Below are 13,661 nucleotides of genomic sequence, written 5' to 3'. Positions count from 1 at the left end.
ACGCTAGCGCTTCTGGTCCGGTCCGGACATGAAAGGGCTTCTCCGGGAGGTGCGGCAGCAGCCACAATTGACCGTCATCGACAACACCACGGGGCCGGATGATCAATGAACGCTGCCGCGCGCCCCGACGAGGTCGCGGCCGACAACCCCCTCTGGGAGGAATAGGTCCGCCGCCTGATGACCAGCATCGTCGACATGACCGGCAACCCGGTCGACGTCTGCGAGCTCAACCTCGTCGACCTGGCCGTCCACCAAGCCGCCGCCGACCCCATCCTCCTCGAGTGGTGCGAGACCCCGATCCCCCTCCACGGCACGCCTCTACCCCCCATTCTGTCGGACACCGCATCAGCCGAGGCTCACGACGTACACCACAGAGACCTGATCCTCACAACGCAAACGGCCGGCTAACGCCCCGAGGTCGACTCGAGAATGTCGCGAAGGCGATTGAGGTCCTTGTGGTTGGCGCGACGCATGGCGGCAGCCATCACCAGCGCGGCCAGGCCTGCGAACCCGGACGGTTCGCCACGATTGCGCAGGCTCATCCGGGTCGAGTCGGCGCCCTCGGCGGACCATTCGTAGCTGGTCTCCATCGGGAACGGCCCTTGCGCGGTCCGCATCACCAGCCGCCGCAGCGGTTCCAACTCGACGATCTCGTAGGTGTAGGCCAACCGTCGTCCCAGGAAATGAGCGACGAAGTTCATCCGTGAGCCGAGCGCCACTGGCGGCGGGGTCTGCCACTCGACCGACTCGATGTTGGCGTACCACTCCGGCGCGTTGGAGGGATCCCCGACATACCGAGCGACCAGCTCGACCGGTCGCGCGATCACGATCTCGGTGAGTACGTCGACAGCCATCTCGCCCTCCTCGCACCGACACTAGACCGCCGAGCACGGAAGCAGGCGGTCCAGCCCGAGCGACTAGCGGTACGAATCGAGCCGGGCGATCACCTTGTCGAAGACGGCTCGTTCGTGGTCCTTCGGTGCGTAGAGCACGAGTTCGTTGAAGCCGATGCCGCGGTAGCGGTCGACGAGTCGGGCGAAGGCGTCCACCGAGGCCCAGGGATCGATCTCGCCGTACGCGAGCAGGATCCGGCGGATCTCGCGTCGTCCCTCGAGCAACGAGTCGAGCACCTCGGTACGCCGTACGGAGGCCTCGTAGAAGGCCGCCTCCGCGGCAGCACCAGGGAACGTCACCCAGCCGTCGCCGTGCGCCGCGACCACCGCGAGTGCACGAGGTGCGTTGGCGGCGACGATCAGCGGCAACCGCTCCTGCACGGTGCCTGGCGTCATCGCGGCCAGCGTGTATGGGTAGTACGGCCCGGCGTGATCGCTCACGTCGCCAGACAGCAGCCGATCCACCACGGCGACGAACTCGGCCAGCCGGTCCGTCCGGTCGCGGGCCGTCCACACCTCGGTCCCGGCCATCCCGTGATCGGTCGGCCAGACGCCCGAGCCGATCCCCAGGTCGAACCGCCCACGGGACACGTGGTCCAGCGTGGTGGCCTGCTTCGCGAGTACGGTCGGCTGCCGGAACACCATGTTCGCGATCAGCAGCCCCACCCGGATCCGCGTGGTCGTGGCCGCCCAGCCGGCGATGATGGTCGGCCCGTCGTGCACCGGGATCGCCGGATCGCGCGGGTTGCGCAGGTTGTCGCCGGTCCACAGTCCGTCGAACCCGGCCGCCTCCGCGATGCCGGCCCACTGCGACGCGTCGTCCCACCCCGCCGGATTCACCTTCAGCCCGAACCGCATGCCGCCCGCCCCTCACGATCGGAAACCATCCGACGTCAGCCTGCCACGGGAAGCTTGAGCGAGCACACAACGGGCACCGAGTGGTCTACTCGGATTGCTTTACCCGCAGAGGCCCGGGGAGCGAGAGTAGGCCAATCAGCACTTGCAAGAAGGCAGAGGTCCACCGTTCATGACCGCTCACCCAGCCGCGGCGGACCCCGCAACGCGCGGGCCGATCCGCCTCGCCTTCGACGGCGGGCAGTCAGCGCTCAGAGTGCGCGTGATCCCCGATGGCAGGACCGGCAGCGGCCCTGGCTTCACGCACAGCGCCAACAGCATCCAGGCCACCGTCGACGCCGTCCGCGCGGCCGCCGATCATGCAGGTGTCACCGGACCGGTGGAAGTCGCCGCGCTCGGCCTGACCGGATTCCCGAAGGACCTGCCGACAGCCGAGATCCTGGCCAAGAGCATCGCCGAGACCTTGCGGGCCACGGAGGTCAGGCTCACCCAGGACATGATCACCGCCCACGCCGGCGCTCTCCCCGACGGGTACGGCGTCGTGCTGGCCGCCGGTACTGGCGTGGTCTGCCTGGGGATCGACCGGGACGGCTCCTGGTACAAGATCGACGGCCACGGTTACCTCTTCGGAGATGCCGGCAGTGCCTTCGCGATCGGCCGGGCCGGGCTGGTCGCGGTGCAGCGGGCCAGGGACGGCCGTGGCCCGGCGACCACCTTGGCCGACACCGACCTGGACCCGATCGCGCTCTACCCGTCGCCGACGCTGGTGGACGACGTCGCGCGCTTCGCACCGGTCGTACTGCGTTGCGCCGCCGAGGAGGATCCGGTCGCACACGACATCGTCGTACGGGCTGCCGGCGAGCTCGCGGAGACGATCGGCGCGGCGGTCGGGTCGTTGGCAGGCCAAGGACAGGTTCCGGTCGCGTGCGTCGGCGGGCTGTTCGACGGTGCGGGCGATCAGTTGACCGAGCCGCTGCGCGCGAAACTGCCGAGCAGGGCGGAGCTTATAGTTGCTGAGGGCAACTCATTGGATGGTGCGCAGAGGCTGGCGAGCGGTCCGCCGGGTCCGTACGCCGAGCTGATCGTGACCCACCATGCCTGACCGCGCCGCGATCCTCGACCGTGGCTGTCTGGTGGTGTCCTGCCAGGCCGGTCCCGGCAATCCGTTCAACGCGCCGGGGCCGATGACGCTGATGGCCCGCGCGGCCGTCGCGGGTGGCGCCGGTGCGATCCGTGCGAACGGCGCTGCCGACGTCGCGGCGATCAGGGCCGTCACGGACCTGCCGATCATCGGCCTCAACAAGCTCGGCGACCCCGCGGGAGTGTTCATCACGCCGACGTACGAGTCGGCCGTCGGGATCGTCGAGGCCGGCGCCGACCTGATCGCACTCGACGCCACGCTCCGCCCGCGCCCGGACGGACTCCCGCTGGAGCTGCAGATCAAGCGCATCCACGACGAACTCGGCGTACCCGTGCTCGCCGACTGCGACAGCCTCGAAGCAGGACACGCGGCCCGCGCAGCCGGCGCCGACCTCGTCGCGACCACGCTCTCCGGGTACACCGCTGACGTCGTACCGGATGAGCCGGACATTGAGCTGATCCGGCAGTTGGTCGCCGAGGTGGACTGCCCGGTCGTAGCCGAGGGCCGGATCCGCACCCCCGAGGACGTCCGCGCCGCCTTCGATGCCGGTGCGTACGCCGTCGTCGTGGGGACGGCGATCACTAATCCGATGGAAACCACCGCGCGTTTGGTGGCCTCGATTCCGCGGTACTCAGGAGCCAACTCTTTCGAGGGGACCAGATGAGCACCACCCGCCTCGGCGGACAGACTGCTGGAGCGTTGACGTGAGCGAGCTACTCCTGGGTGCGGCCTCCCTCGATGTCACCCCACCGCCAGGACACCGCCTGGACGGGTACGCGGCTCGCGCGGACCTGGCCACCGGTACTGCGGACCCGTTGCGGGCGACGATGATCTGGCTCAGTACGGCGGACTCGCCGGGCGTGCTCTGGTTGAGTCTGGACGCGATCGCGGTGGGCTCCGCCCTGGTGGCCGAGTTGTCTGCGGCAGCCGCATCGGCCGCGGGAATCCCGCCGGAGTGCGTGGTCGTCTGTGCCTCCCACACCCACTCGGGCCCGTCTGGGTGGACCGGACAGATCCACCCGGTGATACCCGCGTCGCGGGAACCGTCGCTGTACGAGCCGCTTGTCGCGGCGGTCGCCTCGGCTCCGATGCAGAGGCAGCCGGTGCGTGCGTCGTGGCGGTCGGTGGAAGTCCTCGGCGTCGGGACCAACCGGCACCGAAGGAACGGCCCGCACGACAACACGGCCGGTGTGCTCGCGTTGCACTCGCTCGACGGTTCGCTGGCCGCGATTCTGCTCGACTTCGCCTGTCACCCGACCACCTACGGGCCCGAGAATCTGCGCTGGTCCGCAGACTGGCCGGGCGCGGCTCGGGCGGCTCTGGGCGCGGACTCCGTGGTGGTGGGGTTCCTGCAGGGCGCCGCCGGCGATGTGAGCCCCCGCTTCACCCGTCAGGGTCGAGGTGCGGAGGAGGTCGACCGCCTGGGCGGGCTACTCGCCGCCCGCGTCGCCGACGCCCTGGCCGAACCAGGGCTCGACCTACCCGCCGTCGCCCCGACCATCCGGCGTACGACGGCTCGGTTGAAGGTGCGGGATATTCCGGCGCCGGCGGAAGCGGCCGCGATGGTGGCCACCGCCGCGGCCGGGATCCACGGCGGCCTCGACGAACCGGCGGTCCGGATCGCGCAGACCCGCCTCGACGGTGCTCGCGGGCAGGCCTTGATGTCGGCCGCGGAGCTCCCCGAGTACCTCGATCTTCCCGTCAGCGTGGTCGTCTTCGGCGACGTGGCCTGGGTGCACCTTCCGGTCGAACTCTTCGCCATCCACGGCGCCTGCCTCCAGGCGGACAGCCCGCACCCGGTCACGCGGGTGATCGGCTACACCGACGGCTACTACGGGTACGTCGTCGACCCGGACGCCGCCCAGCGCAGTACCTATGAAGCGCTCATCACCTTCTTCGACCAGCCCGCCACGAACGTCCTCCTCGGCACCGCCTCCGCGCTCCTCGGAGTGACCCGCTAACTCTGTGCGCACGCCACTCAAGAGGGATCGACCAGTTGACAGATATCAAATATCTGGTTCCCGACGTCTTCCTCCTGAAGGCAGACGGCCAGCGCGTCCCGCCTCCCGACCTCCCGTACTGCGTCACCGCCGGCCAGGCCTACCCCACACGAGACGGCCTCCTGGTCCTGGGCGGCGACAAAGACCTGGCCCGCTGGAACCACATCCAGCACCAAACCGCCCTCCGCGACGCCGCCCCCAAGGGTTCCCCCACCTGGAACCACCACTAACCGGTCGCCCGCGCGGCCAGCTCGCGGATCTGCTGAGCCAGCGCTGGCGCACCGTAACAGCGAACCTTCACGACATGCTCCGGCGTACGGAGCGCAATGATCTTCGTGACGAACCCCGGTAGGACCTCGACCGACTCGAGATCCACCAGCCGCAGCTCGATCGAGGCCAGTTCGTGGTGAACAGCGCGGTTCATCAGGTTCGGCGCGATCGCGATGGCGCTCGCCGTCACCTTGATCCGCCCGCCCACCCACAGCCCCCCGTAGTACTTCCTGAACCCGGCAAGCACCAGATCGACAGGCTTCTGCGACACCCCGGCCACGTCGAAGACCGTCCCCACCACCCCATCTCGAAGCGCAGCATCCTCGACCAAGAAGTTAGCCGCCTTCGAAGCGACCACATCCCCACCCATATCTCACAGTAAGCACCACCACCCCCACCACAACAGCTCTCGATCTCGCGGGGCGTGGCGGCGGGGAGCCCAGCAACTCACGCCCGGGTGATGCTCAGAGGGCTAGTTCGGGCTGGAGTTTCTTGGCGGGCCAGATGCGTTGTTTGCGGGCTGCCAGGGCTGAGGCGGTGATGCCTGCGAGGAGCCAGGCCGTCAGGACCAGGAGGTCCTTGCCGAGGTTGGGGCCGGGGCCGCCGTACATCAGGTGGCGGACGCCGTCGATCGCGTAGCTCATCGGGAGTACGTGGTGGAAGAAGTAGAGCGGCGCGGGGATCGTCTGCCACGGGAAGGTGCCGCCCGCGCTGACCAGTTGGACCACCATCAACACCAGGCCGAGGAATTTGCCCACGGCACCGAACCAGGCGGACAGCGCGTGCAGGATCGCCACGAACGTCAGCGACGTGAGCATCAGGTAGCCCACCGTCAGCCACGGATGCGCGGTGTCGATCCCGAGGCCGATCACCACCGCGGTGAATACCAGCGTCGCCTGGACCGCACCGAAGATCGCCGGCGGCAGCCAGCCACCGAGGGCGACCCGCAGAGGTGCCTGCAGACCGGCCAGCGCCCGGGGTGACAACGGCCTGACCAGCAGGAACAGCACGTAGGCGCCGATCCAGCAGGACAGGCTGAGGAAGAACGGCGCCAGCCCCGCGCCGTAGCTGTCCGCCGTCGCCTGCGAGGTGTTCGTCAGGCCGACCGGGGCTCCGAGGGTCTCCGCGACCGCCTTCCGTGCCTCGGGAGACGGGTTCGGGATCTGCTTGGCGCCGTTGGTGAGAGCGGTGTTGAGCTCGGTCGCGCCGGTCTTGAGTTTGCCGACGCCGGTCGCCAGGCTGTTCACGCCGGTGAGCAGCTCACCCTGGCCGGCCACCGCCTGCTGCTCGCCAGTCGCCAGCTTCGACGCGCCCGCTTGCAGCGACGCCACACCCGTCTGCAACTGGGTCGCACCCGTGCTGAGCTTGGTCGCGCCAGTGGACGCGCTGTTGATCCCGGCGGTCAGGGCCGGTGTGGCGTTGGCTAGGGCAGCAGCGCCATTTGACACCTGCCGAGCGCCACTGGCGAGCTGGTTCAGCTGCTTCGAGGTGGACTGGATCTTGGTGTTGGCAGTGACCACCGGACCACGCAGCTTGGCCGTCTCCGCGAGGACCTGGTCGATCTGCGCCTGAGTGAACCCGCGCGCCTTGAGCCGCGCCGCCAAGTCGCCATCGAGCGTGCTCAGGTCCTTCACCAACGTGCCGGACGCGGTCGCCACCTGCTGCCCGGTGGTCGCGATCTTCTCGTTGCCATCAGCAACCTGATCGGCGCCGGTCGCCAGCTTCCTGGTCTGGGCCGGCAGCGTGGCGGTCTTCGTCTTCAGGGTTCCGAGCCCGGTGCTCAACTGCCCTGCGCCGCTAGCGAGGTCGGTGGCGCCCTTGCCTGCCTGAGTGAGACCGGAAGAGAGCTGGGTCGCGCCCGCCGAGAGTTGCTTCTGCGCAGTGTTCAGCTGCCCGGCGCCGGTCTGGAGCTTGGTCATACCGGTCGCGGCCGAGGTAAGACCGCTCTGCAGCTGCCCGGCACCCGTCGCCGCTTTGGTGATCTGCCCGTGGATCTTGCTGAACCCGGCCAGCAGCTTGCTCGCGGCGGTCTCGCTCACCTGGGCCGCGACGCTCTTCGTCACCTGCGCGACGACCTGGTTCGCGATCGTGTGGGCGAGGTAGTTGTTCGCGTCGTTGGTCAGCAGCTCGAGATTCGCCTGCCGCGGCTCGAACTCCGCGCTCGAGGCGAGATCCGCCGAGAACGTCCTCGGCAGCACCAGCGCGAACTCGTACCGCCCGTCGGTGACACCCGCGTTCGCCTCCGCCCGGTCAACGCGGTGCCAGTCGAAGCTCTTCGACTTCACCAGTTCGTCGGCGACCTGTGGACCGACCGACAGCTTCTCGCCAGTCGACAGGATGGTCCCCTCGTCCTCGACGACTACCGCCGTAGGGACCTTGTCGAGCCGCCCGTACGGATCGTGGTTCGCGTACAGGTACAGCCCGCCGTACAGCATCGGGACGCAGAGCAAGGCCACCACCGCGAGCTTCGGCAACCGACCGGCGGTCAACCGCCGCAACTCGCTCAGCGCCATCCGGATGGCCGTCATACCTGGTCCTTCACGTCTTCGTCTTCCTCTGCAGCTGCTTCTGTTTCGACCGGTACTTCGGCAGGCGCCTCGGGCGCAGCCGGTCCTTCGGCTTCGACCTGTACTTCGGGTTCGACCGGCGCGGCGGGTTCGACCTGCACGGGGTCGGGCTGATTCACCGAACCCATCTGCGCCGCCGGTACGCCGAGTAGCCGTGCCGAGGCATCCGCGCAGGTGATGAGCACGGCGTATCCCCTAGACGCCAGATCCCGCCCGACGCCGTACCAGTCATGCGGATCCCCGCCGAGCCGGTCCGGCATCGTCAGGATCACCACCTTCACGTCCTTCCCCGCGACCATCAGCTCCGCGAGCAACTCCGTCCGCACGCTGACCGGCAGATGCTCGAACCGCCGGTCGGCGTACTCGGACCACTCGTGCTCGCCCAACCACTCGCGCACGGCTTTACGCCCGGCCTTGCGTCCAGCGATCGCCAGTTCCTCGCCCACGACCGTCTGCACCGGCAGGGCGTCGTCCGGCTCGGTGATCCCCGGGGCGTCCACCACCGCGACACTCCGGCGGAGCAGGCGTCCGTCGGTCTGCCCGTTCAGCTTCACCTCGCCACCGTCCGGCTTCAGCCGACCGGACAGCCCGAGCGCGGCAGCGACGTGACCAGGGCCGGGATAGCCCGCGAGCAACACCAGTTGGTGGTCGCCGACGTTCACCGAGGTCGGCTGCAGCATCGGCGCGTGCGGACCTTGCACGCTGAGCGCGTAAGCCCTGAGCTCCACTGTCGCTTCCCCGTTCAATACGTTTGTGTATCCAATACAAGACTGTATCGTACTGCTATGGAAACACCCAAGCGACGTCGCTCCGCCACCCGCGCCCGGCTGCTGGAAGGTGCCCTCGAGGTGTTCGCCGAGCGTGGTTTCCACGGCGCCTCGGTGGAGGACATCTGCGAGCGGGCCGGGTTCACCCGCGGCGCCTTCTACTCGAACTTCGGGTCCAAGGACGAACTCGTGCTGGCCCTGTTCCAGGCGACCACGGATCGCCTGCTGGAGCAGATCGGCGCGCTACTGCCCGACCTTGCGAATCAGCCCGGATCGCTGCTCGACGCAGTACTGGGATTGCTGGACGACGCGGCGCCAGACCAGCGGCAGTGGCACCTGATCTCGACGGAGTTCACGCTGCACGCGCTGCGGAACGCGGACGCGGCGAAGGCGCTCATCGAACAGCGCGCGATGTTCCGCGAGCAACTGACCCGGCTGGTCGAGGAGATCACCGCCGCGAGCAACCTGCGGCTGTCCGTGCCGCCCGAGCAGTTCGTCCGCCTGGTGATGGCGCTGCACGAGGGCGCGCGTTCGCAGTACCTGCTGGAGCCGGCGAAGGTCCCGGCCGGCTCCCTGGAGCACACCTTTCTGCCGATGATCCTGGAGACCATCAGCAGCTAGGAACGGTTGTCAGCCGACCTTGATGTTGACGGTGTGCAGGCCGGTGGAGCCGTTCGGGGCCGGCGGGGCCTGCGCCTCGATCTGCGGATTGCCCTTGGCGTCGAACGCGCGGACCTGCAGGACGTGGTTGCCGCGCGGCGCGTTCCAGCTCCAGTGCCACTGCCGCCAGGTGTCGATCGACGCGTCCGTGGCGAGGGTCGCTTGTTGCCAAGGGCCCCCATCAACGCGGACCTCGACCTTGGACACCCCGACGTGCTGGTCCCATGCGACCCCGGCGACGGTGACCTGACCACCCGACGCCTTCGACCGCGGTACGTCGATCCGCGACGACAACTTGATCGGCCCGAGCTCGTCCCAGCCGCGCGGCGTCCAGTACGCCTCGAACTGGTCGAACCGGGTCACCTCGATATCCACCAGCCACTTCGTCGCCGACACGTACCCGTACAGCCCTGGTACGACGATCCGCACCGGGAACCCGTGCTCCAACGGCAACGGCTGCCCGTTCATCGCGAGCGCGAGCATGGACTCGCGATCGTCCAGCAGCGTGCTCAGCGGAGTACCGGCGGTGAAGCCGTCCTTCGAGGTCGACTGGATCGCGTCCGCGTCCTTCGAGGGCCCGGCCTCGGCGAGCAGGTCCTTCAGCAGTACTCCGGACCAGAGCGCGTTGCCGATCAGGTCGCCGCCGACCTCGTTGCTCACACAGGTCAACGTGACCCACTTGTGGATGACCTTGCGCTTCAGCAGGTCGTCGAAGGTCAGCTCGATCTCGCGCTCGACCATGCCGTGGATCCGCAGCTTCCAGTCCTTCGGCTGGATCAGCGGCACGGACAACGCGGTGTCGATCCGGTAGAAGTCGTCGTTCGGCGTAGCCCACGGTGTCGCGCTGGCAGCCTGTACTCCGGCCGGTGGCTCCAGGTTGGGCGGCTTCGGGAGGGAGAGGGCCGCCCGGGCATCCGTCACAGCGGTGCGGCGTCCACCGACGAGCCTGCCGAGGGCGCCCACCGCGACGGTGCCGAGGGCGACACCTGCCGTGAGCTGGAGGAACCCGCGCCGGCTGACGCCGTCCTCCTCGGGGCCGCCGAGGTCAGCGAGCCGGTTGGAGAACAACTTCAGGACGAGAAGGGCGACGATCCCCGCGACGAACGAGGGGACGAACCCGGTCTGCCCGGCGTCGGGACGCGTCGCCGCGGCGATGACGGCCACCCCGGCCAGGACGATCACGACGATCGCGCCCGCCCAGTACCGCCGTACGGCGAGAATGCCACCGACAGCGGCCAGCGCGAGGAGGACGACAAGGATGCCGGTCTTCAGGGCGGTCTTGTCGTGTGTCCCGAAGAGGGAGATCGCGAGGTCCTTCAGCCACGGCGGGACCCGGTCGATGAAGGCCGAGCCGATCGCCACCACCGGCGTCTGCGAGGTGCCGAGGACCGCGGCTGCCACGCCACCTGCCGCGAGTCCCGCGAGCGCCGCCAGGATGCCACCGATCGCTGCGCGGATGAGGGGCAGGCGCCGGGGCTGAGGTTCGTTCACCTCTCAACAATTGCTCGGTCGGGTGCCCGACACCAGCCGGGCACCGCAACCGTTAGTTCCAGGTAACAGGTATTTTTCAGGTCATGCCTCGGCGCTGGGGCATGACGGCAATCCGATCGGCCCGTGCCCCGGGCCGGTCAGCGGGTGATGGGGCCGAGGCTGGGCCGGCCGTTGGGCCAGCGACGGGCGTTGTCCCGGACCCGGCGGAGCCGGCCGAGCACGAGCTCCCGCTCGTCGGCCAACTGAGACATCCACAGGCTGTCGATCTCCAGGAGGTGGTCGGGCAGCGCTTCGCGCAGCCGCCGCTTGCCCTCCTCCATGAGAACCGCGAACGACCCGCGGGCGTCGTCGGGACAAGGCTCCCGGCGCACCAGGCCGAGGTTCTCGGCGCGGTCGACCAGCCGGGTGATGCCGCCGGTGGTGACGGTCAACTCCCGGGCTAGTGAGGTGAGACGCTGCTTCTCCCCGTGGCTGCGGGCAAGCCGCAGCAACAGTTCGAACATTGCCATTTGCAGGCCACTGCGCTTGAGGGAATGGCGCATCAGGTGATCGAGTTCGGCCGCTGCTTCACGCAGCAGGCCGTACGCGCTGATCACGTCGCTTTCCCAGGGTTCGGCGACATGAGTGGGTTCTGCATCGGCGAGCGCTAGGGGCGAGCAAAGCGAAGGCGCGATGGTCATGCGCGGACTCTATTAGCTGACCCGGTCACTTCGCTACACGGGGTGACCTTTCGGCTACAGGTCGAGACGCGATCGATGGCAGATTGAGCGTGACTCCGGCTGCCTGTGGATAACTTCCGCGGCGGCCGCCGATCTTTGCCAGGCTCTCCCCGTCAGCGAAACCAGCGGGAAAGCGGGGATCCGATGAGCGAGAACGAGGACCAGTCACCCTTCGGCCGGGGGTTCGTCGCCGCATGCATCGTGATCGGAGCCATTCTGGCCTGCGGCGGTCTGCTCATCATCACCGGCCTCTCGTCTGACGCCTCCTCCGCACCCTCCCCGGCATCGTTGCCAGCCCCAGCGGGCGCTGGATCACCGATCGATCCAGGCTCACCCGTCGCGGGCGGCCCCGCTACACCCGCCGGTACTGCGCGCTCGGCGACGCCCGGCTCCGAGGATCCCGCGGGTGACTCTGGTCGCGACGGCGTGAGCCGGTGCGGGCTGCCCGACGGCGACCAGGCGATCCCGGCCTCGGCGCCTGCCGTCGACGGCTGGGAGGTCACTCGCCGCGTGGTGGTCCCGCGCTCGACCGCCTACGGACCGGGCAAGGTCGACGCCGACGGTTTCCGCCGGTGCTTCGCGCACTCCCCGACCGGCGCGGTCTTCGCGGCGTACAACACGATCGGTGCGATCGCCGACCAGCGCAAGGCGGTCGCGACGGCCGGCAAGTTGATGCTGCCGGGCCGCGACACCGTCGCCCTGATCAGGGAACTGCGGTCCGAGCCGGTGAGCGACAGTTCCGACTCGGCCCAGCCGGTCGCCTACCGGGTGCTCGACGCCTCCCGCAACCGCGCGACAGTGATGCTCGCGATGCCGGTCGAGACGGCGTTCGTCAGCGCGACCCTCACTCTCGCGTGGTACGACGGCGACTGGCGAGTGGTGCCGCCGCCGGCCGGCGAAGCGGTCGGCGCGCCCTTCGCCCAGCGCCGTGACCTCGACGGATTCGTGGCCTGGAGTGGTATCTGATGTGCGGCAAGCTCGAGATCGGCTGCTCGATCAAGGAAGGCTTCCAGTCGATCGTCACCGGGCAGTTCGACGCCCTGGCCACCAAGATCGGTGAGCTGGCATCGGCCGGCCTGCAGGCGGTCGCCACGTTCTGGATGAAGATCGACAGTCCGACCCTGGACCCGCAGCATTCGGACACCGGCACTGCCGCCAGCGGGTCGATCGAGTTCCTGCACGGCCACGCTCTCGCGGTGTCGGGCGCGATCTTCACCTTCGCCATCCTGGCGGCGGGCCTGCGGATGGCCTGGGAACAGCGCGGCGAGCCACTCCGCGAGTTGCTCAAGGCAACGATGTTGTTCGTCCTGGTCGCCACTGCCGGGACAGCCTTCCTGCAACTGCTGGTCGCCTTGTCCGACGAGTTCGCGATGGAGGTGGTGCAGAGCGCGACTCCGAAGGACCAGCAGTTCCACCTGGCCCTGGGCGCGATGGTGGTGAAGGGAGGAACGCAGGCCGCGACCAACCAGCTTCCGCTGCTGGCGGCAATGTTCCTCGGGGTCGCGGTGTTCTTCGCGGCCGTGATCCAGGTCGTGCTCATGCTGATCCGCTCGGCGATGCTCGTCCTGCTGGCCGGAACCTTCCCGATCGCGGCGGCAGCAACGAACACGGAGGTCGGCAAGGCCTGGTTCAAGAAGTACTGCGGCTGGGCGCTGGCCTTCATCGCCTACAAACCCGCGGCCGCGTTCGTCTACGCCGCGGCGATGAAGATGAACCAGGCAGGCATGACGAACCAGTCAGGCAACGGCCTGGTCCAGGCGCTGACCGGCCTGATGATGATGCTCCTCGCAGTCTTCGCCCTACCCGCCCTGCTCCGATTCGCGGTACCCCTGACAGCAGCCGTCTCCGGCGGCAGCTCAGGTATGGGCAGCGGAGTAGCAGACCCAGGCGGCGCAGCGTCCGGCGCCGTCTCCATAGGCCGCTCCGCCTTCGGCGGCCGCTCATCCTCAAGCGGCGGCGGCGGCGGTGGCGGAGGCGGCGGAGGCAAAAGCGCATCCGGCGCAATCGGCGTCGCAGCAAGTGGCGGCCTAGCCGCAGCCGGCGCAGCAGTAACCGGCGCCAAAAAGGCCGGCGGAGCCCTAGCCGCCGCAGCCTCCCACTCAGCCGGCGAATCCGGCGGCGGTTCCTCAGGCAGCACCTCCAGCACCTCAGGCGGCCGAGGCTGGGGCGGCTCCCGCAAGAACTCCTCCTCAACCACCCGCACCCCCGAACCCACAGGCCCGAAGGGCAGCAGGTAACCACCCCACCCGACAACACGTGTCCCGCACACGCCCACCTGCAGCAATCACCCCGAGACCG

Annotated in this window: 15 protein-coding genes; 8 read left to right on the top strand and 7 right to left on the bottom strand. The window is 68.8% G+C overall.

All coding sequences use genetic code 11. The features are described 5' to 3' along the window. The first annotated feature begins 177 nt into the window (after window positions 1-177). Window positions 178-408, top strand: coding sequence for a hypothetical protein (locus tag EV648_RS18200; RefSeq protein ID WP_132292641.1), 231 nt, complete (start codon window positions 178-180; stop codon window positions 406-408). Here EV648_RS18200 and EV648_RS18195 read toward each other — a convergent pair. Together EV648_RS18195 and EV648_RS18190 are read right to left on the bottom strand one after the other, a co-directional pair. Next, window positions 405-854 (bottom strand): SRPBCC family protein, encoded by a 450-nt coding sequence (locus tag EV648_RS18195; protein ID WP_132292638.1) that lies wholly within the window; start codon window positions 852-854, stop codon window positions 405-407. The two genes, EV648_RS18200 and EV648_RS18195, sit on opposite strands and share 4 nt — an antisense overlap. Before the next feature lie 63 nt (window positions 855-917). Further along, window positions 918-1,751: an LLM class flavin-dependent oxidoreductase gene (locus EV648_RS18190; RefSeq protein ID WP_132292635.1), complete on the bottom strand. Its 834-nt coding sequence runs from the start codon at window positions 1,749-1,751 to the stop codon at window positions 918-920. A gap of 169 nt (window positions 1,752-1,920) precedes the next feature. Here EV648_RS18190 and EV648_RS18185 point away from each other — a divergent pair, with 169 nt between their 5' ends. From EV648_RS18185 to EV648_RS18170, 4 genes are read left to right on the top strand one after another with little or no spacing between them, the layout of a single operon-like run. After that, the gene (locus EV648_RS18185) at window positions 1,921-2,850 is read left to right on the top strand and encodes an N-acetylglucosamine kinase (protein ID WP_132292632.1); all 930 of its coding nucleotides are present in this window, start codon (window positions 1,921-1,923) and stop codon (window positions 2,848-2,850) included. After that, window positions 2,843-3,553, top strand: a complete 711-nt coding sequence (locus tag EV648_RS18180) for an N-acetylmannosamine-6-phosphate 2-epimerase (protein WP_132292629.1) — start codon at window positions 2,843-2,845, stop codon at window positions 3,551-3,553. The genes EV648_RS18185 and EV648_RS18180 overlap by 8 nt, the downstream gene beginning before the upstream one ends. A 40-nt stretch (window positions 3,554-3,593) precedes the next feature. After that, the gene (locus EV648_RS18175; protein WP_158294015.1) at window positions 3,594-4,850 is read left to right on the top strand and encodes a neutral/alkaline non-lysosomal ceramidase N-terminal domain-containing protein; all 1,257 of its coding nucleotides are present in this window, start codon (window positions 3,594-3,596) and stop codon (window positions 4,848-4,850) included. A gap of 35 nt (window positions 4,851-4,885) precedes the next feature. Next, window positions 4,886-5,119, top strand: coding sequence for a hypothetical protein (locus EV648_RS18170; protein ID WP_199234687.1), 234 nt, complete (start codon window positions 4,886-4,888; stop codon window positions 5,117-5,119). Here the strand turns inward: EV648_RS18170 and EV648_RS18165 are convergent. From EV648_RS18165 to EV648_RS18155, 3 genes are all read right to left on the bottom strand, one after another. Next, complete coding sequence (locus EV648_RS18165) at window positions 5,116-5,457, bottom strand: hypothetical protein (protein WP_132292623.1); 342 nt, start codon at window positions 5,455-5,457, stop codon at window positions 5,116-5,118. The genes EV648_RS18170 and EV648_RS18165 overlap by 4 nt on opposite strands. 166 nt (window positions 5,458-5,623) lie before the next feature. Beyond that, window positions 5,624-7,687 carry a YhgE/Pip domain-containing protein gene (locus EV648_RS18160; protein WP_132292620.1) on the bottom strand — a complete coding sequence of 688 codons (2,064 nt, stop codon included), beginning with the start codon at window positions 7,685-7,687 and terminating at the stop codon, window positions 5,624-5,626. Continuing rightward, window positions 7,684-8,454 (bottom strand): hypothetical protein, encoded by a 771-nt coding sequence (locus EV648_RS18155; protein WP_132292617.1) that lies wholly within the window; start codon window positions 8,452-8,454, stop codon window positions 7,684-7,686. The genes EV648_RS18160 and EV648_RS18155 overlap by 4 nt, the downstream gene beginning before the upstream one ends. Window positions 8,455-8,511: 57 nt before the next feature. Here EV648_RS18155 and EV648_RS18150 point away from each other — a divergent pair, with 57 nt between their 5' ends. Next, the gene (locus EV648_RS18150) at window positions 8,512-9,114 is read left to right on the top strand and encodes a TetR/AcrR family transcriptional regulator (RefSeq protein ID WP_132292614.1); all 603 of its coding nucleotides are present in this window, start codon (window positions 8,512-8,514) and stop codon (window positions 9,112-9,114) included. Window positions 9,115-9,123: 9 nt separating this feature from the next. Here the strand turns inward: EV648_RS18150 and EV648_RS18145 are convergent, their stop codons facing one another. Then, on the bottom strand, window positions 9,124-10,644 hold the full coding sequence (locus EV648_RS18145; RefSeq protein WP_132292611.1) for a molybdopterin-dependent oxidoreductase: 1,521 nt from the start codon (window positions 10,642-10,644) through the stop codon (window positions 9,124-9,126). A 137-nt stretch (window positions 10,645-10,781) separates the two neighbouring features. Beyond that, window positions 10,782-11,324, bottom strand: a complete 543-nt coding sequence (locus EV648_RS18140) for a MarR family winged helix-turn-helix transcriptional regulator (RefSeq protein WP_241995329.1) — start codon at window positions 11,322-11,324, stop codon at window positions 10,782-10,784. Between the two features lie 183 nt (window positions 11,325-11,507). Between EV648_RS18140 and EV648_RS18135 the strand changes: the two genes are divergently transcribed. Both EV648_RS18135 and EV648_RS18130 read left to right on the top strand, forming a co-directional pair. Then, window positions 11,508-12,329: a hypothetical protein gene (locus EV648_RS18135; RefSeq protein WP_132292608.1), complete on the top strand. Its 822-nt coding sequence runs from the start codon at window positions 11,508-11,510 to the stop codon at window positions 12,327-12,329. Further along, complete coding sequence (locus EV648_RS18130) at window positions 12,329-13,600, top strand: type IV secretion system protein (RefSeq protein ID WP_132292605.1); 1,272 nt, start codon at window positions 12,329-12,331, stop codon at window positions 13,598-13,600. The genes EV648_RS18135 and EV648_RS18130 overlap by 1 nt, the downstream gene beginning before the upstream one ends. Window positions 13,601-13,661: the final 61 nt, after the last annotated feature.

The sequence above is a fragment of the Kribbella sp. VKM Ac-2568 genome, assembly GCF_004345365.1.
GTDB lineage: Bacteria > Actinomycetota > Actinomycetes > Propionibacteriales > Kribbellaceae > Kribbella > Kribbella orskensis.
The sequence above is the reverse complement of the archived record's forward strand: the minus strand, read 5'-3'. Positions and strand labels throughout refer to the sequence as shown.

Bases quoted from the DNA above. Each gene is read 5' to 3' on its own strand.
- EV648_RS18200 (WP_132292641.1), top strand. From the start codon at position 178: ATGACCAGCATCGTCGACATGACCGGCAACCCGGTCGACGTCTGCGAG.
- EV648_RS18195 (WP_132292638.1), bottom strand. From the start codon at position 854: ATGGCTGTCGACGTACTCACCGAGATCGTGATCGCGCGACCGGTCGAG.
- EV648_RS18190 (WP_132292635.1), bottom strand. From the start codon at position 1,751: ATGCGGTTCGGGCTGAAGGTGAATCCGGCGGGGTGGGACGACGCGTCG.
- EV648_RS18185 (WP_132292632.1), top strand. From the start codon at position 1,921: ATGACCGCTCACCCAGCCGCGGCGGACCCCGCAACGCGCGGGCCGATC.
- EV648_RS18180 (WP_132292629.1), top strand. From the start codon at position 2,843: ATGCCTGACCGCGCCGCGATCCTCGACCGTGGCTGTCTGGTGGTGTCC.
- EV648_RS18160 (WP_132292620.1), bottom strand. From the start codon at position 7,687: ATGACGGCCATCCGGATGGCGCTGAGCGAGTTGCGGCGGTTGACCGCC.
- EV648_RS18150 (WP_132292614.1), top strand. From the start codon at position 8,512: ATGGAAACACCCAAGCGACGTCGCTCCGCCACCCGCGCCCGGCTGCTG.
- EV648_RS18140 (WP_241995329.1), bottom strand. From the start codon at position 11,324: ATGACCATCGCGCCTTCGCTTTGCTCGCCCCTAGCGCTCGCCGATGCA.
- EV648_RS18135 (WP_132292608.1), top strand. From the start codon at position 11,508: ATGAGCGAGAACGAGGACCAGTCACCCTTCGGCCGGGGGTTCGTCGCC.
- EV648_RS18130 (WP_132292605.1), top strand. From the start codon at position 12,329: ATGTGCGGCAAGCTCGAGATCGGCTGCTCGATCAAGGAAGGCTTCCAG.